Source organism: Pseudomonas aylmerensis (genome assembly GCF_001702265.1).
Taxonomy (GTDB): domain Bacteria; phylum Pseudomonadota; class Gammaproteobacteria; order Pseudomonadales; family Pseudomonadaceae; genus Aquipseudomonas; species Aquipseudomonas aylmerensis.
This window is the reverse complement of record NZ_MAUE01000037.1, coordinates 109643-131438: the sequence shown is the minus strand read 5'-3', so window position 1 is coordinate 131438 and position 21796 is coordinate 109643. Positions and strand designations below refer to the sequence as shown.

20 protein-coding genes and 1 pseudogene are annotated in these 21796 nt (G+C 62.1%); 10 read left to right on the top strand and 11 right to left on the bottom strand.

What is annotated here, in order from left to right; all coding sequences use genetic code 11:
• The 4 genes from BBG20_RS23790 (at position 1) to BBG20_RS23775 (ending at position 5792) form a co-directional block, all read left to right on the top strand.
• A complete protein-coding gene (locus BBG20_RS23790; protein WP_065907756.1) occupies positions 1 to 774 on the top strand; it encodes a 3-hydroxybutyrate dehydrogenase in 774 nt (257 codons plus the stop codon).
• A 66-nt stretch (positions 775 to 840) separates the two neighbouring features.
• The gene (locus BBG20_RS23785; RefSeq protein WP_065907753.1) at positions 841 to 2793 is read left to right on the top strand and encodes an acetoacetate--CoA ligase; all 1953 of its coding nucleotides are present in this window, start codon (positions 841 to 843) and stop codon (positions 2791 to 2793) included.
• Positions 2794 to 2935: 142 nt separating this feature from the next.
• On the top strand, positions 2936 to 5473 hold the full coding sequence (locus tag BBG20_RS23780) for a PAS domain-containing protein (RefSeq protein ID WP_065907752.1): 2538 nt from the start codon (positions 2936 to 2938) through the stop codon (positions 5471 to 5473).
• Between the two features lie 43 nt (positions 5474 to 5516).
• Entirely contained in the window at positions 5517 to 5792 is a 276-nt protein-coding gene (locus tag BBG20_RS23775; RefSeq protein WP_003174397.1) for a peptidylprolyl isomerase, read from the top strand.
• A 215-nt stretch (positions 5793 to 6007) separates the two neighbouring features.
• Here BBG20_RS23775 and BBG20_RS23770 read toward each other — a convergent pair whose 3' ends face one another.
• The 8 genes from BBG20_RS23770 to BBG20_RS23735 all read right to left on the bottom strand — a co-directional run bounded on the left by BBG20_RS23770 (position 6008) and on the right by BBG20_RS23735 (position 12593).
• Positions 6008 to 6916 (bottom strand): sugar kinase, encoded by a 909-nt coding sequence (locus tag BBG20_RS23770; protein WP_065907747.1) that lies wholly within the window; start codon positions 6914 to 6916, stop codon positions 6008 to 6010.
• A gap of 94 nt (positions 6917 to 7010) precedes the next feature.
• The gene (locus BBG20_RS23765; protein WP_065907745.1) at positions 7011 to 8219 is read right to left on the bottom strand and encodes an amino acid deaminase; all 1209 of its coding nucleotides are present in this window, start codon (positions 8217 to 8219) and stop codon (positions 7011 to 7013) included.
• A 9-nt stretch (positions 8220 to 8228) separates the two neighbouring features.
• Positions 8229 to 8993 (bottom strand): IclR family transcriptional regulator, encoded by a 765-nt coding sequence (locus tag BBG20_RS23760; RefSeq protein WP_065907743.1) that lies wholly within the window; start codon positions 8991 to 8993, stop codon positions 8229 to 8231.
• Between the two features lie 167 nt (positions 8994 to 9160).
• On the bottom strand, positions 9161 to 9550 hold the full coding sequence (locus BBG20_RS23755; RefSeq protein ID WP_032896881.1) for a RidA family protein: 390 nt from the start codon (positions 9548 to 9550) through the stop codon (positions 9161 to 9163).
• Positions 9551 to 9576: 26 nt separating this feature from the next.
• Entirely contained in the window at positions 9577 to 10359 is a 783-nt protein-coding gene (locus BBG20_RS23750) for an amino acid ABC transporter ATP-binding protein (protein WP_065907741.1), read from the bottom strand.
• On the bottom strand, positions 10356 to 11018 hold the full coding sequence (locus BBG20_RS23745) for an amino acid ABC transporter permease (RefSeq protein WP_065907739.1): 663 nt from the start codon (positions 11016 to 11018) through the stop codon (positions 10356 to 10358). Before BBG20_RS23745 ends, BBG20_RS23750 begins: the two co-directional genes overlap by 4 nt.
• Positions 11019 to 11029: 11 nt before the next feature.
• Positions 11030 to 11692 (bottom strand): amino acid ABC transporter permease, encoded by a 663-nt coding sequence (locus BBG20_RS23740; protein WP_065907738.1) that lies wholly within the window; start codon positions 11690 to 11692, stop codon positions 11030 to 11032.
• 52 nt (positions 11693 to 11744) lie between these two features.
• Positions 11745 to 12593, bottom strand: a complete 849-nt coding sequence (locus tag BBG20_RS23735) for a transporter substrate-binding domain-containing protein (protein WP_065907736.1) — start codon at positions 12591 to 12593, stop codon at positions 11745 to 11747.
• A gap of 404 nt (positions 12594 to 12997) precedes the next feature.
• Here BBG20_RS23735 and BBG20_RS23730 point away from each other — a divergent pair, with 404 nt between their 5' ends.
• The gene (locus BBG20_RS23730) at positions 12998 to 13252 is read left to right on the top strand and encodes a hypothetical protein (RefSeq protein ID WP_065907734.1); all 255 of its coding nucleotides are present in this window, start codon (positions 12998 to 13000) and stop codon (positions 13250 to 13252) included.
• 69 nt (positions 13253 to 13321) lie between these two features.
• Positions 13322 to 13609, top strand: a pseudogene (locus BBG20_RS32040) (thioredoxin family protein); the annotation flags it as partial.
• 28 nt (positions 13610 to 13637) lie between these two features.
• Here the strand turns inward: BBG20_RS32040 and BBG20_RS23725 are convergent.
• The 3 genes from BBG20_RS23725 to rpiB all read right to left on the bottom strand — a co-directional run bounded on the left by BBG20_RS23725 (position 13638) and on the right by rpiB (position 17087).
• Complete coding sequence (locus BBG20_RS23725; protein ID WP_065907733.1) at positions 13638 to 15206, bottom strand: TerC family protein; 1569 nt, start codon at positions 15204 to 15206, stop codon at positions 13638 to 13640.
• 375 nt (positions 15207 to 15581) lie between these two features.
• Entirely contained in the window at positions 15582 to 16562 is a 981-nt protein-coding gene (locus BBG20_RS23720; protein ID WP_025857542.1) for a sugar-binding transcriptional regulator, read from the bottom strand.
• A 63-nt stretch (positions 16563 to 16625) separates the two neighbouring features.
• The gene (gene rpiB / locus BBG20_RS23715; RefSeq protein WP_016969738.1) at positions 16626 to 17087 is read right to left on the bottom strand and encodes a ribose 5-phosphate isomerase B; all 462 of its coding nucleotides are present in this window, start codon (positions 17085 to 17087) and stop codon (positions 16626 to 16628) included.
• Between the two features lie 283 nt (positions 17088 to 17370).
• On the opposite strand from rpiB, the gene BBG20_RS23710 reads away from it, so the two are divergent.
• The 4 genes from BBG20_RS23710 (at position 17371) to BBG20_RS23695 (ending at position 21781) form a co-directional block, all read left to right on the top strand.
• Positions 17371 to 18858, top strand: a complete 1488-nt coding sequence (locus BBG20_RS23710) for a sugar ABC transporter ATP-binding protein (protein ID WP_065907731.1) — start codon at positions 17371 to 17373, stop codon at positions 18856 to 18858.
• The gene (locus BBG20_RS23705; protein ID WP_065907729.1) at positions 18855 to 19841 is read left to right on the top strand and encodes an ABC transporter permease; all 987 of its coding nucleotides are present in this window, start codon (positions 18855 to 18857) and stop codon (positions 19839 to 19841) included. Before BBG20_RS23710 ends, BBG20_RS23705 begins: the two co-directional genes overlap by 4 nt.
• A gap of 34 nt (positions 19842 to 19875) precedes the next feature.
• A complete protein-coding gene (locus BBG20_RS23700) occupies positions 19876 to 20883 on the top strand; it encodes a substrate-binding domain-containing protein (RefSeq protein ID WP_065907727.1) in 1008 nt (335 codons plus the stop codon).
• A gap of 142 nt (positions 20884 to 21025) precedes the next feature.
• Positions 21026 to 21781, top strand: a complete 756-nt coding sequence (locus BBG20_RS23695; protein WP_065907725.1) for an SDR family oxidoreductase — start codon at positions 21026 to 21028, stop codon at positions 21779 to 21781.
• Positions 21782 to 21796: the final 15 nt, after the last annotated feature.

Below are 21796 nucleotides of genomic sequence, written 5' to 3'. Positions count from 1 at the left end.
ATGACGACATTGAACGGCAAGACCGCCCTGGTTACCGGCTCCACCAGCGGCATCGGCCTGGGCATCGCACTGAGCCTGGCCAAGGCCGGCGCCAACCTGATCCTCAACGGTTTCGGCGACGCCAGCGCGGTGATTGCCCAGGTGCAGGCGTTCGGCGGCAAGGTCGGCCATCACCCGGCGGACGTCAGCGACCCGGCGCAGATCGCCGACATGATCGCCTACGCCGAGCGTGAGTTCGGCGGCGTGGACATCCTGGTCAACAACGCCGGCATCCAGCATGTGGCGGCCGTGGAAGACTTCCCGGCGGAACGCTGGGACTCGATCATCGCGATCAACCTGTCCTCGGTGTTCCACAGCACGCGCCTGAGCTTGCCGGGCATGAAGGCCAAGGGCTGGGGGCGCATCGTCAACATCGCCTCGGTGCACGGCCAGGTCGGTTCGGTGGGCAAGGCCGCGTATGTCGCGGCCAAGCATGGCGTGATCGGCCTGACCAAGGTGGTCGGCCTGGAAACCGCCACCAGCAACGTGACCTGCAACGCGATTTGCCCGGGCTGGGTGCTGACGCCACTGGTGCAGAAGCAGATCGATGACCGCGCCGCCAATGGCGTCGACCCGCAGCAGGCACAGCATGATCTGCTCTCGGAGAAACAGCCGTCGCTGGAGTTTGTCACGCCGCCACAACTGGGTGAGCTGGTGCTGTTCCTGTGCAGTGAGGCGGGTGCCCAGGTCCGCGGGGCCGCCTGGAACATCGACGGTGGCTGGCTGGCCCAGTAACACGTCCGATGCGCCAAACACCGGTGATTTCTGGCTGACTTCATACAAGAACTAGAGACCGTGCTGATGTCCGACATCCTCTGGCAACCCTCCCCCGAACGCATCCGCAACACGCGGATGGACCAGTTCCGGCGCTATATCAACGAACACCACGGCGTGCGGCTCGACGACTACGCCGCCCTGCACCAATGGAGCATCGACCAGCGCCCGGCCTTCTGGCAGGCGATCGTGGCATTCTTCGAGGTGCAATTTCGCAGCCCGCCCACGGCCACGCTGATCGAAGACCGCGAGATGCCCAGCGCCCAGTGGTTTCCCGGCGCCACGCTGAATTTTGCCGAACACCTGCTGCGCCGCCGCGATGCCCACCCCGCCGTGGTTGCCATCAGCGAAGACGGCCGGCGCGAACAACTGACCTACGCCGAACTCGCGGCCCACGTCGCCGGCCTGCAGCACAGCCTGCGTGCGGCCGGGGTCGGCGTGGGTGACCGGGTCGCCGCGTGCATGCCCAACACCTGGCAAACCCTGGTCGGCATGCTCGCCACCACCAGCCTGGGCGCCATCTGGTCATGCTCATCGCCGGACTTCGGCACCCAGGGCGTGATCGACCGTTTCGGCCAGATCGAGCCCAAGGTGCTGATCACCTGCGCCGGCTACCGCTATGCCGGCAAAACCATCGACCAGAGCACCAAGCTGAATGAAATCCTGGAGCGCCTGCCGTCCCTGCAGCAATTGATCATCGTGCCGTACGCACGGCCACAGGCGCAGGTCGAGGACTACCGGACCCAGGCCAAAGTCGCGTTGTGGGAGGACTTCTATCGCGCCGGTGGCGAGCCGGAATTTGTCCCGGTGCCGTTCGATCATCCGCTGTACATCCTGTATTCCAGCGGCACCACTGGCGTGCCCAAGTGCATCATCCACGGCACCGGTGGCGTGTTGCTCACCCACCTCAAGGAACACGGCCTGCACGCCGACCTTTCGCGTGAGGATTGCCTGTTCTACTACACCACCTGCGGCTGGATGATGTGGAATTGGCTGGTGTCGGTACTGGCCCTGGGGGCCACGGCGGTGCTGTATGACGGCTCGCCGTTTCATCCGGGGCCGGAGCGCTTGATCGATCTGATCGACGCGGAACGCATCAGCGTGTTCGGCACCAGCCCCAAGTTTCTCGCCACCCTCGAAAAGGCCGGGCTGCAACCGCGCCTGAGCCATGACCTGGGCAGCCTCAAGGGGCTGATTTCGACTGGTTCGCCGCTCTCGCCGAAGAGCTACGACTACGTGTACCGCGAAATCAAGGGTGAGCTGTGCCTGTCGTCGATGTCCGGCGGCACCGATATCGTCTCCTGCTTTGTAATCGGTAACCCGGTGTTGCCGGTGCGTCGCGGTGAAATGCAGTGCAAGAGCCTGGCGATGGCCATCGAAGTCTGGGATGACCAGGGCCAGCCGCTGGTCGGCGAAAAAGGCGAGCTGGTGTGCACCCGGCATTTCCCGGCGATGCCGATTGGCTTGTGGAACGATCCGGGCCAGAAGAAGCTGCGCGCCTCCTACTTCAGCCAGTTCCCTGGCGTGTGGGCGCAGGGCGACTACGCCGAACAGCGCCCCAACGGCAGCCTGCTGATCCACGGACGCTCCGACGCAGTGCTCAACCCGGGCGGTGTGCGTATCGGCACGGCAGAGATTTATCGCCAGGTGGAAAAAGTCCCGCAGGTAGTGGAAAGCCTCGCCATCGGCCAACGCTGGCAGGACGACGTGCGGGTGGTGCTGTTTGTGCGGCTCAACGACGGCGTCACGCTGGACGAGGCGCTGGAGCAGCAGATTCGCCAGGTCATCCGCGCCAACACCACGCCACGCCACGTGCCGGCGAAGATCCTTGCCGTCACCGATATCCCGCGCACCATCAGCGGCAAAATCGTCGAACTGGCGGTGCGCAATGTAGTGCATGGCGAGCCGGTCAAGAACACCGACGCACTGGCCAATCCGGAGGCGCTGGCGCAGTTTCGCGACCGTCCTGAACTGGCCTGAAGATGAAAGGTTTCAGCCCTGAAGCACTCATTTGAAGACAAAGCCCCAATGCATGCTATTTTTCGAGGGGTAGTCAGCCGTTCCCGACTCACGGGATAATCGGCCTTTGTCATTTTCAAAGCGTCATGCTCAGGGCTTTTTCATGAAAGGAACATCCACCGGTAGCGAAGCTGCTGCATTGATTGCGCGGCTGGACTGGGCGCAAAGCCCCCTCGGTGAGGCCAATGATTGGCCGCAAAGCCTGCGCACAGCCGTGGATATCGTCGTCAATTCGCCGATGCCGATGCTCCTGCTGTGGGGCAGCCAACTCACCCAGCTCTACAACGATGGCTTCGCACGCCTGGCGGGCAACAAGCACCCCGAGGCGATGGGCCAGCCGGCCCATGCGACCTGGCCGGAGCTGGAAAGCTTTACCGGACCGGTCTACGACGCCGTCCTCAGCGGCCAGGTGCGCACCTTCAGCGAGCAGCGCTTCGTGCTGCAGCGCGACCACCGCGATACCGACATCTGGCTGGACCTGACCTACAGTCCGATCCGCGATGAAAGCGGCTGCGTGGCCGGCATCCTGGTCACCGCCATCGAAACCAACGAGCGTCGGCGCGTCGCCCTCGAACTGCAACAGCGCTCCGAAGACAGCCTCAAGGCCCAGCACAACAGCGAGCAACGCCTGCAACTGGCACTGGCCGCCACCGACGCGGTGGGCACCTGGGACTGGGACATCGGCGAGGACCGCTTTATCGCCGATGCGCACTTTGCCTACCTGCATGGCGTTGATCCCGACGATGCCGGGCTGCTGCCCATCAGCGCCTACCTGCAAGGCGTGCACCCCGAAGACCGCGCCATGGTGGCGCGCAGCATCAAGCACTGCATCACCTTCGGCACCGAGTACGCCGAGGAATACCGTCTGCTGCAGGCCGATGGCCAGGTACGCTGGGTGTTCGCCCGTGGCCGCTGCTACAAGGACGCGCACGGCCGCCCGGCGCGCTTCCTCGGCGCCGCGCTGGACCTCACCGAGCGCAAGCACACCGAGCAGGCCTTGCGCCAAAGCCAGACCGAGCTGCAACTGATCATCAACGCCATGCCGGTGCTGATCGGCTATGTCGACCACGAACAACGCTTTCGGCTGAACAACAGTGCCTACCTTGAGTGGTACGGCATGACGCCCCAGGAGCTGTACGGCAAGAGCATCCGCGAAGTGCTCGGCGAGGAGGTGTATGCCGGGCGCGCGGACAAGATTGCCGCCGCGCTCAAGGGCAAGGCCTGCAGCTTCATGACCATCACCCCGCACCGCGACGGCCGACCGCGCCATGCACTGATGAAGTACCTGCCGCGCTTCAGCAATGACGGTTCAGTGAATGGTTTCTACATCTTTGTGATCGACGAGACCGAACGCAAGCTCACCGAAGAAGCCCTGCGCCACCTCAACGAGAACCTAGAGGAGCGCGTGGCCCAGCGCACCCAGGCGCTGGCCGAGGCCAACCAGCGCCTGCAGAACGAAATGTTCGAGCGCGAGCGCGCCGAAGATGCCCTGCGCCATGCGCAGAAAATGGAAGCGGTGGGCCAGCTCACCGGCGGTATCGCCCACGACTTCAACAACATGCTCACCGGCATCATCGGCAGCCTCGACCTGATGCAGCGTTACATCGCTGCCGGGCGCAGCGACGACATCGGCCGTTTCGCCGACGCCGCGGTGTCCTCGGCCCATCGCGCGGCCGCCCTCACCCATCGGCTGCTGGCGTTCTCCCGGCGCCAGTCGCTGGACCGCCGCCCGACTGATCCCAACCAGCTGGTGGCCTCGCTGGAAGACCTGTTCCGGCGCACCAAGGGCGCGCACATCAGCCTCAAGGTGCAACTGGGCCACGACATCTGGCCGGTGAACACCGACGCCAGCCAGCTGGAGAACGCCCTGCTCAACCTGGTGATCAACGCGCGTGACGCCATGCCCGATGGCGGCGAGATCCTGATCGAGACCGCCAACAGTTATCTCGACGGCACCGACATCACCACCCTTGAACCGGTGCGCGCCGGCGACTACGTGATGCTCGGCGTGTGCGACAACGGCACCGGCATGGCGCCGAAGATCCTGGCCAAGGCATTCGACCCGTTCTTCACCACCAAGCCCATCGGCCAGGGCACCGGCCTGGGGCTATCGATGATCTATGGGTTTGCCCAGCAATCCGGTGGCCACGTGACCATTCAGAGCGAACCAGGCCAGGGCACCTGCGTGCGCCTGTACCTGCCACGCCTGCACGGCACCGCCCTGGAAAGCAGCCTGCCGCCGAACCTCAGCGAGGCACCGCTGGCGCTGGCCGGCGAAGCCGTGGTGGTGGTCGAGGATGACCCGGCGGTGCGCATGCTGGTGGTGAATGTGCTCGACGAACTCGGCTACACCGCGCACCAGGCCGCCGATGCCCGCACCGCGCTGCCGCTGCTGGAATCGGACTTGCGCGTGGACTTGCTCGTCACCGACGTCGGCCTGCCGGGCATGAATGGCCGGCAACTGGCGGAAATCGCACGCCAGCATCGACCGGGGCTCAAGGTGCTGTTCATGACTGGTTACGCTGAAAAAGCCGCCGAGCGCCAGGGCTTCCTGGAGGACGGCATGGACATGGTCGCCAAGCCATTTTCCATCGACTTGCTGGCGACAAAAATCCGCAGCATGATCAGCGTCGAAGAGTGAGTTCAGGCATAATCGCGCGCCGTCGCACACCTGGTAGAGACCAATGAAAGCCCAAGCCCGCCATATCCTGGTGAAAACCAGCGAAGAAGCCGAACAACTCAAGCAGCGCATTGCCAAGGGCGAAGCGTTTGATGTGTTGGCCAAGAAGTACTCGACCTGCCCGTCCGGCAAGCGCGGCGGGGACCTGGGTGAAGTGCGGCCGGGGCAGATGGTCGGGGCGATCGATGCGGTGATCTTCAAGAAGCCGGTGAAAGTGGTGCACGGGCCGATCAAGAGCAAGTTCGGGTATCACCTGGTGCAGGTGTTTTACCGGGATTGATCGCTTGTTGCTGTGGTGGGTGTGAGTAGTTGTGGTTGGTTGTGGCTAGCGGGCTTGTTGTGGTGAGCGGGCTTGCCCCGCGTTGGGCTGCGTAGCGGCCCCAAAAATCTTGGGAGCGCTGCGCACTCCAACGCGGGGCAAGCCCGCTCACCACAGAGGCCAGTTCACCACAGAAGCCAACTCACCACAGAAGCCCGCTCACCACACGGAGCGGCTTAAATTCGCGGGATGAGCGCTCCAGGCACTTGAATCACCCGGCTCGCCAACCGATGTCCGGCCAAGGCGGCCTCCTCTGGTGAGCCGCCTTTCAGCCGACCCGCCAAATACGCCGCACTGAACGAATCCCCCGCAGCCGTGGTGTCCACCACTTTCTCGACCTTCAGCGCCGGCACTGAAAAGCGCTCGCCGTTGCAGCGAATCAAGCACGCATCCGCCCCGCGCTTGAGCACCACTTCGGCGATACTCGGATAGGCCGCGAACACTTGCTCGCTGTCTGCATAGCCAAACAAGGCGCACTCGTCATCCTCGGTGAGCAAGGCGATGTCCACCTCGGCCAACACCGTGTGATACGCCGCGCGTGCCGCTTCGACACTGGCCCACAGGCGCGGCCGGTAGTTGTTGTCGAACACCACTCGGCCGCCGCGCCGACGGGTTTCCACCAGCGCTTGCAGCAAACGCGCGCGCCCGACTTCACCCAATACCGCCAGGGTGATACCGCTGAAATACACCACGTCATAACCCGGCAGGGCCGCCAGGATCGGCTCGGCGGCCGGCGTGGTGAAGCAGTCGCGCACCGCCGCTTCGTTGCGCCAGTAGAGGAATTTGCGCTCGCCGTTGGCGTCGGTCTGGATGCAATAAAGCCCCGGCAAGCGCCCAGGCAGGCGCTGGACCTGCGCCAGGCCAAGGCCCTCTTCGGCCCACTGCGCGCACATGGCATCGCTGAAACTGTCGTCGCCCAGGGCGGTGACGTAGTCGACGGCGCCGCTATCGCCCAGCTCGCGGCGCAGGTACACCGCCGCGTTGAGGGTGTCGCCGCCGAAGCTCTGGTGCAGGCTGCCATCGGCGCGGTGTTGCAGTTCGATCATGCATTCGCCGATCAGGGCGATGCGCAAGGGTGTGTTCATGCCTTCTCATCTCTGGTGTTGTTTAGGGCCTCATCGCCGGCAAGTGGGCGCCTGCAGGGGAAAGCGCTGCCAGGCCGGCGATGGGGCGACGCGACTAGAAGCAGGTCTGCAGGGACTCGATCACCTGCAACTGCTCATCCACCAGGCAGCCGACCTGCCACTTGTCGAAGGTCAGGCAAGGGTGCGAAGTACCGAACGAAATGATGTCGCCGATACGCAGTTCAACACCCGGCGCCACGGTCATGAAGGCGTGCTGGTCCATCACCGCGGTGACGGTGCAGGCGCTTACGTCATCGCCTTCCGCCGGCACGATCCCAGCCTTGTAGCGCTTGAGCGGCACCGGCAGGCCGGCGTCGTAGGCCACGTCGCGCTTGCCCAGGGCGATCACCGCAAAACCTGGCTCGGGCAGCGATTGCACATGGGCCCAGACTTCCAGTGCCGGACGCAGGCCTTCGTTGAGGTCGCTGCGGCGGTCAAGCACGCAGCACTGTGCTTGCTTGTAGATGCCATGGTCGTGGGCCACATAGCTGCCAGGGCGCAACACACTGAGGAACCGGCCGGCGGCGTTCTGCTCTTCGAACGACTCGGCGATCAAGTCGTACCAGGCCGAACCCGAGGCGGTGACGATCGGTTTGGGCAGGTCAAAGGAGCCATTGTTCTGCAGATCGACAGCCAGGCGCACCAGGCTGGCGGCGAAATCGCGGATGCCGCTGATGGCGTGCTCGCCGTGGATCACGCCTTCATAGCCTTCGATCCCCGTGAGGGCCAGCGCCGGCTGGGCCTTGATCGCCTTCGCCAGGTCACGCACTTCCTGCTCGCTGCGGCAGCCGCAACGCCCCCCCACCACACCGTATTCGATCATCACGTTCAGGCGCAGGCCACGGGCAGCGAAAAACAGACCGAGGTCGGCGACGTTGTCCGGGTGATCGACCATGCAGTGGAAGTCGAAATCCTGGTCGGCCAGCAGGTCGGCGATCAATGCCATGTTCGGCGCGCCGACCAGTTGATTGGCCATAAACACGCGACGCACGCCACCGGCATACGCAGCACGGACCTGCACGGCGTTGGCCAGGGTGATGCCCCAGGCGCCGGCCTCGATCTGGCGTTGGAACAGCGCCGGCATCATGCTGGTCTTGCCATGGGGCGCGAGCTCTGCGCCACTGCGGCTGACAAAGTCCTGCATCCAGCGGATGTTGTGTTCCAGGGCCTCGCGGTGCAGCACCAGGGCAGGCAGGCTGACGTCGCGGACCAGGTGTGCACCGACGGCGGCGGCGCCTTTTTCAACGGCATTGTTGGCAGGCATGGAAGGTTCCTATTCGTTGATGCGACGGGCCAGGTTATTGGCGCTTTCGATCAGCACCCGGCGGTAGTCGTTGTAATTTTTGATCGCATCGGCGCGCGGCGCGACGATGCACAGGGTCGCAATGCTGATGCCCTGCGCGTCCCGCACCGGGGCGGCAAAGCAATGGGTAAAGGTGTCGGCCACACTGTCGAAGGAGAAGAACCCATCGAGCGTGGCCTGGCGGATCTGGGCCAGGAAGGTCTCCAGCGGCAGGCGCTGGCCGTCCGGCAGGATGAAGTCGGCGTAGTCGATCAGGTCGATGATCTGCTGATCGCTCAAGTGCCCCAGCAACAGGCGCCCGGACGCGGTCCACGGGATCGGCGCGTTTTCGCCGATGTCCGAGGAAATACGAAAATGCCGCTCACCCTCGCGCATCAGCGCGACCGTGTATTTGCGCCCGTTGAGCAGGCACATCTGCGCGGTTTCGTGGGTCTGGCTGACGATTTCCTGCAGGGCTTGGTCGGCCTCGCGGGTCAGGTCGAAATGACGCAAGTGCGCCTGGCCGAGGAAGTACAGCTGGCGACCCAGGTAGACGTGACCGTCCTTGCCGACCGTTTCCAGGATGCGCCGTTCGAGCAGGGACGCGACCAGCTCGTAGACCGTGGATTTCGGGCTGCCGATGCCGCTGGCGATATCATTCGGGCGCAGGGGCTGGCCGATTTCCTTGAGAAAATCGAGGATATCGAACGCCCGGTCCAGGCCCTTGGCGCGGCGTTTGATGGTGTCTTCGGTCATGGCGGTTTTCGGTCCGGTCAGAATGTTGCTATCAACACAAATCCCCTGTGGGAGCGGGCTTGCTCGCGAATGCAGTGGATCAGTTACAGGTGCGCTTAATGACACACCGCATTCGCGAGCAAGCCCGCTCCCACATTGGATTTGCAGTGGTCTCAGGAAAGGGGCATTTAGCCTTTTTTCTTGTAGGCCACGCAATCGATCTCGACCTTGCAGTCCACCATCATGTTGGCCTGCACGCAGGCGCGCGCCGGGGCGTGTTCCGGGGTGAAGTATTCACCGAACACCTTGTTGAAACTCCAGAAATCCCGTGGGTCTTCCAGCCAGACGCCGACGCGCACCACATCTTTCAATTCGTAACCGGCCTCTTCGAGGATCGCCACCACGTTACGCATGGTCTGGCGGGTCTGTTCGATGATGCCGCCGTTGATGATTTCACCGTCCACCGCTGGCACCTGGCCCGAGACGTAGAGCCAGCCGTCCGCTTCCACCGCGCGGGCGAAAGGACGTGGCTGGCCACCGCCGGCGGTGCTGCCGGTGCCGTAACGAGTAATGCTCATAAATATATCTCCTGCGAAAAAATCGATTAAAAACGAATGTTCTTCAAAAACTCCGCCAGGCGCGGCGATTGCGGCCGCTCGAAGATGTCCTTCGAGGTGCCCTGCTCTTCAATGCGGCCCTGGTTCATGAACACGATCTTGTCAGACACTTCATAGGCAAAGCGCATTTCGTGGGTGACCAGCAACATGGTCATGCCCTCTTCCGCCAGGCCCTTGATCACGCTGAGCACCTCCCCGACCAGTTCCGGGTCGAGGGCCGAGGTAACTTCGTCGAACAGCATCAGGCTGGGATTCATCGCAATCGCGCGGGCAATCGCCACACGCTGCTGCTGGCCACCCGAGAGCTGGCCCGGGAAGTGATTGCGCCGCTCCAGCAGGCCGACGCGGTCGAGCCATTTTTCGGCGAGGGCCACGGCTTCGTCCTTGCCCATCTTCTTGACCTTGAGCAGGCCGAGGGTCACGTTCTGCAACGCGGTCAAATGCGGGAACAGGTTGAATTGCTGGAACGCCATGCCCGTCATCGCGCGGTGCTGGGCAATCACCCGCTCGGGGTGACGCACGCGTTTGCCGGCAATCTCGCTGTAGCCGATGGACTCGCCATCCAGGGTGATCTGGCCACCCTGGAATTCCTCCAGCAGGTTGACGCAGCGCAGCAGCGTGGTCTTGCCCGAGCCGCTGGAGCCGATCAATGTCACCACGTTGCCGCGCTGCATGGACAGGTCGACGCCCTTGAGCACTTCGACCTGGCCGTATTGCTTGCGCAGGCCACGGATGTTCAGCAGCGGTTGGTTGGTTTGAGGTTGGTTCATGGCAAGGCCACCCGCTTTTCAATGTAGCGCCCGAATAACTCGATGGCGTAGTTGATGACAAAGAACATAAAGCCTGCGAACAGGTAGAACTCCAGGGTCATGAAGGTGCGTGCGATCACCTGTTGGGTGCTCAGCAGCAATTCGGCCACGCCGATCACCGACAGCAAGGTCGAGGCCTTGACGATTTCCGTGGAGGAGTTGACCCAGGTCGGCAGGATCTGGCGCAGCGCCTGGGGCAACAGCACGTAGCCCAGGGACTGGTAAAACGTCAGGCCGATGGCCTTGCCCGCTTCCAGTTGCCCACGGGGAATGGCTTGCAGCGCGCCGCGCACGATTTCCGAGACGTGGGACCCGCAGAACAGCGTGAGCCCGACGGCACCGGCCTGGAATGCGCTGATCTGCCAACCGAGCGCCGGCAGCATGTAGAAGCACGCCAACACCAGCACAAACACCGGCGTACCTCGGATCAGGTCGACATACAGGCGAAACGGCGCGCGCATCCAGAATTTGCCGTAGGTCAGGATCAACCCGGCGACGATACCGATCAGCGTGCCGAAAATAATCGCCAGCGCCGAGACATACACACTGGCCTGGAACCCCGCCCAGAGGGTGTCCCGGGCGATCCACAACTCATGCAACCAGCTGGGGGATTCGTACATGGAAACCTTCCTTAACGACGGATCGCCAGACGCTGTTCCAGGTAACGGAGCAGCATGGCAATGAGGTAACAGGCAGCCACGTAGAGCGCGGTCGTGACCAGCCAGGTTTCAATCACCCGGTAGCTTTCGACGTTGATCTTGCGGGCGTAATAAGTCAGCTCGGGCACCGCAATGGCCGCGGCCAGCGAGGTGTCCTTGAACAGCGAAATAAAGTTGTTCGACAGCGCTGGCAGCACGTTGCGCAACATCACCGGCACGGTGATATAGGCACGGATCCGCCATTCGCCCAGGCCGATGGCCAGGCCGGCTTCACGCAAGCCCTTGGGAATATTCAACAGCCCGGCGCGGAACACTTCGGTCAGGTAAGCCCCGGCGTACAACGACAAGGTGATAATGAACGAGGGGATCTTGTCCAGGCGGATGCCCAGGCTGGGCAGCGCGAAGTAGATCAACAGGATCAGCACCAGGATCGGCGTATTGCGGATCACCGTCACATACACCGAGGCGAGCACACGCAACACCTTGTGTTTGGACAGCATGGCAAATGCCATCAACAGGCCGATCACGCAACCGATGGCGATCGACAGCAGCGCCAGCTCGAGGCCCAGGCCGAGCCCCGCCAGCAAGCTGGGGAAGTCGCGCCACACGGCGGCAAAGTTCAACTGATAGTTCATGGTCGGCAGTACCTGAATGGGGCGCCGTCAGCGACGCCCCAGCGTTTACGAATTACTTGAACTCAACCGGGAAGCCGATCGCCGGTTCCGGCAGATCCACACCGAACCATTGCTTGAACGAGGCCTTGTAGGTCGGGAACTCCACGCCGGTCATGGCTTCATGCAGCGCGGTGTTGACGAAGTTCAGCCAGTCCTGGTCGCCACGCTTGACGGCGCACGCGTAGGTTTGCGGGCTCCAGGCGTAGGTCGGGCTGCGGTAGCGGCCGGGGTTCTGCACCATCAGGTATTTGACCGAGGACTGGTCGGTGGCGGCGGCATCGGCGCGGCCGGAGTTCACCGCCTGGTACATCAGGTCGACGCTGTCGTACTGGTCGACCTTGGCCTTGGGCAGTGCCTGGTGCACCAGTTCCTCGGCGTAGACGTTCTGCAGCACGGCGACGGTGACGCCATCACCGGCGGCCTGCAGGTCTTCGATTTCCTTGTATTTGCTGTTGTTCGGCAGCAGCAGGCCCACACCTTCACGGTAGTAAGGCAGGGTGAACGCCACTTGCTGCGCACGGCTGGCGGTGACGGTGATGAACTGGCAACTCATGTCGACCTTGTCGGTCAGCAGGTTGGGAATCCGTGCGTCTGACGACTGCACCACAAACTCGACCTTGCTCGGGTCGTTGAACAGACCCTTGGCCACAATGCGGCCGATATCGATATCAAACCCCTGCAACTTGCCATCCGCTCCCTGGAAGTGCCACGGCGCATTGGTACTGCCTGTACCCACGATCAGGTGCCCACGCTTGAGCACATCATCGAGCTTGCTGTCCGCCGCCTGCACTACGCTGGCGAGGGAAGCCGATGCGGCGAAGAGAAAAACACACGCTTTAAACACGGAAGGTCGGTGATGCATGACAAGCACTCCAGGAGTTGTGTATTCCGCTATACCGGAACTTAGTATGTAACAACGGAATAGACAGCAGAAAGTGTGCCACACGCGGTAACAGAAAAATATGAGAAGACTAAATTGCTTATAAATCAGCTAGATGAAGACTCGCGATTCAACAGGCGTTGCGCCACTACCTGGAATCATTTTGCTACCCAAGGCCCCAGACGCCGGTGACACCCACTGACCCGTGCGCCACAACGGTGTTACCCCGCACCATCACGGTGCGCGGCAGGCATGGAAAAATCGCGGCGCTCGGCTAGCCTTGATGCAATGCCTACACGCCCCGCTGCAGGAGCCGGCTTGCTGGCGAAAATCGTCAACGCTGACGCCGGCGCCGACAGATGGGCGCCATTTGGTTGAGAGGGTCTATGTCGATAAAAGTCTGTCTTGTCGCCGGCTTGCTGACGTTGCTGGTGGCTGGCAACGCTGCGGCCAGTAACGACCGCCGTGAATGCAAGGAAGAACTGCGCAAGCTCAACGATGCCTTGAGCACCAACTACACCAGCCAGAATCATCATGGTTACCGCCAGGCGAAAGCCTCGCGGGACAACCTGGAATACAAGAAATGCGCGAGCCAGGCCCGCAAGGCGCGCGAGCGGGTGGAGCGCGACGATGACCTGTGAAGGTTGACAGTAGACGCAGGCGATATCCCGGCTTAGCGTTGGCAACACACCCACGCGGCCTGAAGGGAGATGACCATGGGAGTGGCCACGCAAGAAATTTCCAATGCGCAGGAGTTTGCCAGGGTACTTAACACACCACGCCCGGTGTTCATTCTGTTTGTTACCGAACACTGCGCTGCCTGTGCGACTGCAGGGCCGCTATTTGCCAGGACGGCCGGCAGGCATCCCTGGATCGTCAGCCTGATACTCGATTGCGCGCACACACCGAGGCACCCTGATGTGACGGGCACCCCGACATTACTGATCTACCTGAACGGAGCCCTGGTAGACAAACTCAAAGGTTTCGGCCCTGAAGAAGAACAAGTGCAGTGTGTGCAGGCCTTGTTCAGCCGCTATGACCGCAGCCTGCGTGCAAAAGCACCTGCGTCACCCGGCGCTCCTCCACTGCGGCTACCGTCAGACGCCAGCCCTCATGCTCCAGGCTATCGCCCACCACCGGCAGGCGGTCGAGCAGGCTCATCACCAAACCCGCCAGGGTTTGATAATCCTCGGTTGCGGCAGCCTTGAAACCGGTGCGCTGACGCACCAGGCTCAGGTTCAAGGCGCCATTGGCACGGTAGCCACCCGCTTCCTCGACAATGTCCGGGCCCTCGACTTCACTGGCGTCCGGCAACTCACCGGCGATGGATTCAAGGATGTCGGTCATGCTCAGCACCCCCATGAAGTCGCCGAATTCGTTGATCACGAAGGCGATATGGGTCGACTCCTGACGCATCTGCTCCAGCGCGTTGAGGATCGAAAAACTCTCGAGCAAGTTGATCGCGCGGCGTGCCAGGTGCTCCAGGTTCGGCTCGTTGCCGGCCAGGTATTCCTTGAGCAACTCCTTCTTGTGCACAAAGCCCAAAGGCTCATCGACATCGCCGTTGCGGATCAACGGTAGCCGCGAGTAAGACGAATGCATCAGTTTCAGGCGGATAGTCTCGGGATCGTCCGCCAGGTCAATACAGTCGACCTTGGCCCGCGGCGTCATCAGTGTGCGAATCGGCCGCTCGGCCAGTTGCAGCACACCGCTGATCATCACGCGCTCACGCCGATCGAACAGCGGGCCCTGTGCAGCATCCGACTCGCCCAGCAGGTCGGCAACCTCTTCACCCACCTCCTCCACCGCCAGGCTGCGACCGCCGAGCAAGCGCATCACCGCATGCGCGGTACGCTCACGCACCGGCAGCACACCTTGTGCAGACTTCTTGCGACGTGCGCGGGCAATCTGGTTGAACACCTCGATCAGGATCGAGAAACCAATCGCTGCGTACAGATAGCCTTTCGGGATGTGGAAGCCCAGGCCTTCGGCGGTCAGCGCGAAACCGATCATCATCAAAAAGCCCAGGCACAGCATGATCACCGTCGGGTGCGCGTTGACGAATCGCGTCAGCGGCTTGCTCGCCACGATCATCAGGCCGATGGACACGATCACCGCGATCATCATGACCGCCAGCTCATCCACCATGCCCACGGCGGTAATCACCGCGTCGAGGGAGAACACCGCGTCAAGCACCACGATCTGCGCCACGATCGGCCAGAACATCGCATAAGCCACGTTGCCGGAGCGCTGTGCCACATGCCCTTCGAGGCGTTCGTGCAACTCCATGGTGGCCTTGAACAACAGGAACACACCGCCAAACAGCATGATCAGGTCACGCCCCGAGAAGCTCTTGTCGAACACCTCGAACAACGGCTGGGTCAGGGTGACCAGCCAGGAAATACTCGCCAGCAAGCCCAGGCGCATCAGCAGCGCCAGCGACAAACCGATCAAGCGCGCACGGTCGCGCTGCTCCGGTGGCAGTTTGTCCGCCAGGATCGCGATAAACACCAGGTTGTCGATACCCAGCACCAGTTCCAGCACAATCAAGGTCAACAGGCCGAGCCAGGCCGTTGGATCCGCTAACCATTCCATTTATAGAGTCTCTTTACAGGTTTCAGAATGCCGGGCACGGCAAGGCGCGATCAGTGGATGACCGGGACAAGGTTAGCAAGCGAAATACGGGGTGCTTCAGCGGGAAAAGCAACAGCGGATGTCTTGGGGAAAGACGACTGGGAGGCTCCGAGAGGGTGTTCATGCAAGTCCTGAAATGACAAAAGGACTTGAATCCTACAGCCGAAATACAAATTTCCTACAACGCAAAACTATTACAAGATCTGTACACCAAGCCAACACAAAACCCATTTAGCAGCGGGCTTGCTGGCGAAGGCGGTGTGTCAGTCAACACATGATTAACTGAATCACCGCCTTCGCGAGCAAGCCCGCTCCCACATTTTGCTCTGCGTCGTGTCAGCTTTTACGGGTAGCATCATCCAGCGCCAAAATCGTATGCGCATTGGTCACCGTCGTCGCCAGCGTATTGATCACCCCCGACCGCAAAGCCCCCAGCGTCGCCGCCGCCTTGGTGTTCTCGCTGGCAATCGCCACCACGTCTGGAATCCGAAACAGCTCCTGCACCGTCAACCCGATCACCCGCCCCTGAATCGCGTTGACCGCCGGCTGGCCGTGAATGTCGATAAAGTCATAGCCCATCATGTCGCCCACAGTGCCGGACAACCGCGCCTGGGCAATTTCCTGGGGCGAGAACCAGCCCATGCGCACCATGTTGCTGTTCTCGCTCATGTCGCCGATACCGATCAAGGCGATATCGGCACGCCGCGCCCGGTCGAGGGTCGAGCGCACCGTGTCGTTATTGATCAACACCCCGCGCAGCTCCGGGTTGGCTACCAGGGCCGGGGCGTACAGGCTTTCGCTTTCACCGCCAAACCGCAGCGCCAGGCGCCGGCAGATATGATCGGGGTTCATGTATTCGCCCGCCTTGAGCGAACCGCCGATCGCACAGACAAACGTGCAGTTGCGCGTCACCGGCAGGAACACGTTATCGGCCACCGCACCGACGTTGCGCCCCATGCCCACGGCGACAATCATGCCGTCGCTGAGCGTCTTGTTCAGGTAGTTGGCGACCAGGCTGGCGACGGCCGAGCGCTGGGTGTCGGGCTCACTGTGATCGACGGCGATCAACGCGCGATCCAGCTTGAAGCGCTTGACCAGGGCCTGCTCCAGCTCGTTGTTCATGGCCGGATGCTGCAACACGCGCACCTCGACAATGCCCTCATCGCGTGCACGCTTGAGCAGGCGACTGACCTTAGCGCGTGACAGGTCGAAGCGCTTGGCGATGGCTTCCTGAGTGACGTTCTCAAGGTAATAGAGCATCGCCACTTCGGTCATCTGATCGATATCGCTGGCGATGCGCTGGGTACTGTCACTCATGGGGACGGGCTTCCGTTTCGGCGTCAAAGGCGCATTCTCCCGACTCTTGCCCCGTTTAGTCCACTACTGATGCCCATCGCGCTCGATTGCATTGATGCGCTCGACCTTGGCCCCGGAACGCGCCGCTTCGAACTCCGACTCCAGGAACGACTTGACGATGCTCTTGGCCAGCTCGGCGCCGATTACCCGCGCACCGATGGACAGGATCTGCGCATCGTTGCTCTTGCGTGCACGCTCCGCCGAATAGGTGTCATGGGCCTGGGCCGCGCGGATGCCCAGCACCTTGTTGGCCGAAATGGCCATGCCGATCCCGGTGCCGCACACCAGCACGCCCAGCCGCTGCTGGCCGGCATTGATCGCAGTGGCCACGGCCAGGGCAATGTCCGGATAAAGCACGGGCGCAGTGGAATGGGTGCCGAAGTCGGTCACCGGATAGCCCAGCGCCTCGATATGGCGCTTCAACAGCTCTTTGAGCTCAAAACCTGCTTCATCGCATCCGATAGCCACCGGGAAAGGTGTGTTCATGGCGTCTGGCTCCGCTGCCGTGATCGTATTTATGACTGATCAAATGATCATTCAGTGAAATTCCGCTCAGACATTTCGCGGTCATCCAACCCCCTATGTCAAGCATGATTTAACTGACCCTGCAGTCAAAGGCGTCAAAAACGGCCTTATAGACCGCCACGATGAGAATCATCGCTTTTACATGAAAGAGATTGACTGATCAGAATTTCATTTGATACACATATGATCACAGCGAAACATGACTGTGCGACCTAATAAGAATTCACAGCACGAGGACACGCCGATGGCCACGCCATTACTGCTCCAGGCTGAACACGTCGCCAAGGCTTACGCCGGGGTCCCTGCCCTGCGTGACGGGCGCCTCTCTCTGCGGGCCGGCAGCGTCCACGCCCTGTGCGGCGGCAATGGCGCAGGCAAATCGACATTCCTGAGCATCTTGATGGGCATCACCCAGCGCGATGCCGGCAGCATTCTGCTCAACGGCACCCCGGTGCAGTTCAACCGCCCGAGTGAAGCGCTGGCGGCGGGGATCGCGATGATCACCCAGGAGCTGGAACCCATCCCCTACATGACCGTCGCCGAAAACATCTGGCTGGGCCGTGAACCGCGCCGCGCCGGTTGCATCGTCGACAACAAGACCCTGAACCGCCGCACCCGCGAGCTGCTCGACAGCCTGGAGTTCGAGGTCGACGCCACCAGCCCCATGCACCGCCTGAGCGTCGCGCAGATCCAACTGGTGGAAATCGCCAAGGCCTTCAGCCATGACTGCCAGGTGATGATCATGGATGAGCCCACTTCGGCCATCGGCGAGCGCGAGGCAGAGACCCTGTTCAAGGCCATCCGCCGCCTGACTGCCCGGGGCGCCGGCATCGTGTATGTGTCGCACCGCCTGAGCGAACTGGCGCAGATCGCCGATGACTACAGCATCTTTCGCGACGGCGCCTTTGTCGAAAGCGGGCGCATGGCCGATATCGACCGCAACCACCTCGTGCGCGGCATCGTCGGCCAGGAACTGACCCGCATCGACCACAAGGTCGGCCGCGAATGCGCCGCCGACACCTGCCTGCAAGTCGACAACCTGAGCCGCGCCGGTGAGTTCCACGACATCAGCCTGCAACTGCGCCAGGGTGAAATCCTCGGCATCTACGGCTTGATGGGTTCGGGGCGCAGCGAGTTCCTCAACTGCATCTACGGCCTCACGGTCGCGGACTCCGGCAGCGTGACCCTGCAAGGCAAGCCCATGCCCATCGGGCTGCCCAAGGCGACCATCAGTGCCGGCATGTCGCTGGTCACCGAAGACCGCAAGGACAGCGGCCTGGTGCTCACCGGCAGCATTCTTTCCAACATTGCCCTGTCGGCCTACAAGCGCCTGTCGAGCTGGTCGCTGATCAATGCGCGCAAGGAAACCCAACTGGCCCAGGACATGGTCAAGCGCCTGCAGATCAAGACCACTTCCCTGGAATTGCCGGTGGCGTCCATGAGCGGTGGCAACCAACAGAAAGTGGTACTCGCCAAATGCCTGTCCACCGAGCCGGTGTGCCTGCTGTGTGACGAACCGACCCGTGGGATCGACGAGGGCGCCAAGCAGGAGATCTACCACCTGCTCGACCAGTTCGTACGCGGCGGTGGCGCGGCCATCGTGGTGTCGTCGGAAGCGCCAGAGCTGCTGCATCTGAGTGATCGCATCGCCGTATTCAAGGGCGGCCGGCTGGTGACCATCAGCACCGACACCGCCCTTTCCCAGGAAGCCTTGTTGAGTCTTGCCTCATGAATGCCAAAACCCTGTCCACACCCGCCGCCGCACCTATTGCCACATCCCGCAATCGCCTGCGCCTGTCCCTCGACCGTTTCGGCCTGCCACTGGTATTCATCTTGCTGTGCGTGGTGATGGCGTTCTCCAGCGAGTACTTCATGACCTGGCGCAACTGGATGGACATCCTGCGCCAGACCTCCATCAACGGCATCCTCGCGGTGGGCATGACCTACGTGATCCTGACCAAGGGCATCGACTTGTCGGTGGGCTCGATCCTGGCCTTTGCCGGACTGTGCAGCGCCATGGTCGCCACCCAGGGTTATGGCCTGCTCGCGGCGGTCAGCGCCGGGATGTTTGCCGGGGCGATGCTCGGTGTGGTCAACGGTTTCATGGTCGCCAACCTGTCGATCCCGCCGTTCGTGGCCACCCTGGGCATGCTCAGCATTGCGCGGGGCATGACCTTCATCCTCAACGATGGCAGCCCGATCACCGACCTGCCCGACGCCTACCTGGCGCTGGGCATCGGCAAGATCGGTCCGATCGGCGTGCCGATCATCATCTTCGCCGTGGTCGCGCTGATCTTCTGGATGGTGCTGCGCTACACCACCTACGGCCGCTATGTGTACGCAGTGGGCGGCAATGAAAAGAGCGCACGCACCTCAGGCATCGGCGTGCGCAAGGTGATGTTTTCGGTTTACGTGGTCTCGGGCCTGCTCGCCGGACTGGCTGGCGTGGTGCTGTCGGCCCGCACCACCTCTGCCCTGCCCCAGGCCGGGGTTTCCTACGAACTGGACGCGATTGCCGCCGTGGTGATCGGCGGTACGAGCTTGTCGGGGGGCACCGGCAGCATTGTCGGCACGCTGTTCGGCGCACTGTTGATCGGCGTGATCAACAACGGGCTGAACCTGCTCGGCGTGTCCTCTTATTACCAGCAGGTCGCCAAGGGCCTGATCATCGTGTTCGCAGTACTGATCGACGTGTGGCGCAAGAAAAAACGCTAGAGAACGACCCACAACAATAACTGGAGTTCTACTCATGAAACTTGGTACCACCTTGGCCGCCACAGCGGCTTTCTCCCTGCTCTCCTGCAGTATTGCCATGGCTGCCGACGGCAAGACCTACAAAATCGGTGCCGCCGTCTACGGCCTCAAGGGCCAGTTCATGCAGAACTGGGTACGCGAGCTGAAAGAACACCCGGCGGTCAAGGACGGCACCGTGCAGCTGACGGTGTTCGACGGCAACTATGACGCCCTGACCCAGAACAACCAGATCGAAAACATGGTGACCCAGCACTACGACGCCATTCTGTTCGTGCCCATCGACACCAAGGCCGGCGTCGGCACCGTGAAGCAAGCCATGAGCAACGACGTGGTGGTCATCGCCTCGAACACGAAAGTAGCCGATGCGGCTGTGCCGTACGTGGGTAACGACGATGTGGAAGGCGGCCGCCTGCAGGCCCAGGCCATGGTCGACAAGCTCAATGGCAAAGGCAACGTGGTGATCATCCAGGGCCCGATCGGCCAGTCGGCGCAAATCGACCGGGAAAAAGGCGAGCTGGAAGTGCTGGGCAAGCACCCGGACATCAAGATCATCGAGAAAAAGACCGCCAACTGGGACCGTGCGCAGGCGCTGACCCTGACCGAAGACTGGCTGAACGCGCACCCCAAAGGCATCAACGGCGTGATCGCGCAAAACGACGACATGGCCCTTGGCGCCGTACAGGCGTTGAAGTCTCACGGGCTGACGTCCAAAGACGTGCCGGTGACCTCCATCGACGGCATGCCGGACGCGATCCAGGCCGCAAAAAAAGACGAAGTCACCACCTTCCTGCAGGACGCCCAAGCCCAATCCCAAGGCGCACTGGACGTGGCGTTGCGCGCCCTGGCCGGCAAGGACTACAAGCCGCAATCGGTGATCTGGGAGCGTTACGCCAAGGACGTGAAATGGGCTGACGGCACCGCCAAGAATTACATCCTGCCGTGGGTGCCAGTGACGAATGCCAACGCCGATGCGCTGTACAAACAAGTCAGCGGCGGTAAGTAGCTTTCACCCTGAAATAGGGTCAAGTGCGGGAGCCGGCTTGCCTGCGATGGCATCACCTCGGTTTGACTGAAAGACCGAGTCGCTTGCATCGCAGGCCAGCTCCCACATTGAATCTCCAGCGCTTTCGATAGAGGAGTCATGCATGTCTGGATTCTGGAACCAAGCCTTCGACCTCACCGGCCGGTGCGCAGTGATCACCGGTGGCGCCGCCGGGATCGGCCTGGCCTGCGCCACCCTGCTGGCGGAACGCGGCGCCCGCGTGGCGTTGCTCGACCGCGACCCCGCCGTGGCTGAAGTGGCCGCCAGCCTGGGCGCCGGGCACTTGGGCATTGCCGTTGATCTCAGCCAGATCGGCCAGATACAAACTACCGTCGATAGCGTATTCGAACACTTCCAACGCCTCGATTACCTGATCAACAGCGCCGGCGTGGCGCTCCTGGACAAGGCTATTGATGTCAGCGAAAGCGCGTGGGATACCACCCTGGACATCAACCTTAAGGCGAGCTTTTTTGTCGCCCAGGCCTGCGCCAAGCACATGCTCGCCAACGGCGGCGGGCGCATCGTCAACCTTGCTTCGCAGGCTGCCGTGATTGGCCTGGACCGCCACGTCGCCTACTGCGCGAGCAAAGCGGCCATTGTCGGCATGACCAAGGTATTGGCGATGGAATGGGCGCCGCACATCAACGTCAACGCCATCTCCCCGACCATCGTCGAGACCGCGCTGGGCAAAAAAGCCTGGGCCGGTGAAGTCGGCGAAAAAGCCAAATTGCAGATCCCGGCGGGCCGTTTTGCCCAGCCGGAGGAAATCGCCGGGCTGGCGTTGTACCTGCTCAGCGACGCCGCGCAGATGGTCACCGGCGCCAATATGGTGATCGACGGCGGCTACAGCATTCAGTAATTCATTTTTTGTCGT